Source organism: Cyanobacteriota bacterium, from assembly GCA_025054735.1.
Classification (GTDB): Bacteria; Cyanobacteriota; Cyanobacteriia; order SKYG9; family SKYG9; genus SKYG9.
The window spans coordinates 1-1,384 of record JANWZG010000643.1 but is presented as its reverse complement, the minus strand read 5'-3'; the positions used below and the strand labels follow the sequence as shown (position 1 = coordinate 1,384).

Below are 1,384 nucleotides of genomic sequence, written 5' to 3'. Positions count from 1 at the left end.
ATTCTGCTGAATGAGGGTATCCGTGCTTGGATGGCTCCTCAAGACCAGCCCCATGAAGGTTTTGTATTCCCTGAGGAAGTTCTACCTCGTGGTAATGCCCTGTAAGTGTTGGGTTTGCTCCTTCTAGAGAGATGGTGTTACCCCTGTCAAATTGGCAGGGGTTTTTTAGTTGGTTGCTGATCGCTCGTTGGTGGCGATCGCCTCTCGCTGACGCAATAGTTCGATGCTGTAGGAGGTGCCTAGTCGAGTAGCACCAGCCAACACTAGGTCGATCGCCTGCTCATGAGTACGAATTCCGCCAGAGGCTTTGATCCCAACCTTTCCTTTGGTTACCTCCTTCATCAAGCGCACATCGGCCACAGTTGCCCCACCATTCCAACCTGTGCTGGTTTTCAAAAACTGTACCCCGGCATCAGCGCATACTTCCACGGCTAGCCGCTTTTCTGGCTCTGTTAGCAAGGTCATCTCCAAGATTGCCTTCACGGTTTGTCCAGTTTCCTCGCAGATTTCTGCCAATTCGCGATGGAGTTCGTTGGTCTTCCCTGCTTTCAACCATCCTAGATTAATCACTACGTCCAGTTCGGTTGCGCCGTTTTCTACAGCTTCTTGGGCTTCATACAGCTTGACTGCAGAGGTGGTTGCTCCTGCGGGAAAACCAATCACTGTGCACACCTTGGGTGATTTGTTGTGCAAGAGTTCTGCTACCTGTTTTACATAACAAGGGTAAACACAGACAGCAGCAAAATTAAAGCGAATAGCTTCTTCGCACCATTGTTGGATCGCTTCAGGAGTAGCAGTAGGTACCAGCAGCGTATGGTCGATAAGAGGGGCAATATCAATGGTGTTGGGGTCGATCGTCATTCTGCTGCCTCACCACCAATTACTACATTCCGCAGTCGCAGGCTAGGGCCACCACAACCAACAGGCAAGCCATTTTGCCCACCTTTGCCGCAGCCACCTGACTCATCCCAAAAAAAATCGTCTCCGATGGCCTCAATATCTGCCAGGGTTGTAAATACATTACCGGATAGGGTTACATCTCGCACTGGTTCGGCTAATTGGCCGTCTCGAATCATCCAGGCTTCACCCGCTGTAAAGGTAAACATTTCACCATTCGTCATACCCCCTAGCCAGTTGCGAGCATAGACACCAATGTCAATATCTGCAAACAGGTCGGCAACGGGTGTGGTACCACGTGCAATCCAGGTGTTAGTCATGCGCACAATGGGCGGAAAGCGATAGTCTAGGCAACGAGCATTGCCCGTGGGTGATTCTCCTAGCTTGCCCGCTGTCTCGCGGGAGTGGAGCCGCCCTACTAACACGCCGTCTTGGATGAGCTGAGTTGTTGTAGCGGGTGTGCCTTCGTCATCGTAAAGATAACTGC

Annotated in this window: 3 protein-coding genes; 1 reads left to right on the top strand and 2 read right to left on the bottom strand. The window is 51.3% G+C overall.

Annotation, left to right across the window (positions count from 1 at the left end):
* The coding region (locus NZ772_19015; protein MCS6815649.1) for a photosystem II protein D2 at positions 1–105 on the top strand (105 nt) is incomplete at its 5' end.
* A 60-nt stretch (positions 106–165) separates the two neighbouring features.
* Here NZ772_19015 and deoC read toward each other — a convergent pair.
* Together deoC and NZ772_19005 are read right to left on the bottom strand one after the other, a co-directional pair.
* Positions 166–861: a deoxyribose-phosphate aldolase gene (gene deoC / locus NZ772_19010; GenBank protein MCS6815648.1), complete on the bottom strand. Its 696-nt coding sequence runs from the start codon at positions 859–861 to the stop codon at positions 166–168.
* Positions 858–1,384, bottom strand: a 527-nt coding sequence (locus NZ772_19005) for a TldD/PmbA family protein (GenBank protein ID MCS6815647.1), incomplete at its 5' end; no start/stop codon positions are given. The genes NZ772_19005 and deoC, both read right to left, overlap by 4 nt.

Bases quoted from the DNA above. Each gene is read 5' to 3' on its own strand.
- deoC (MCS6815648.1), bottom strand. From the start codon at position 861: ATGACGATCGACCCCAACACCATTGATATTGCCCCTCTTATCGACCAT.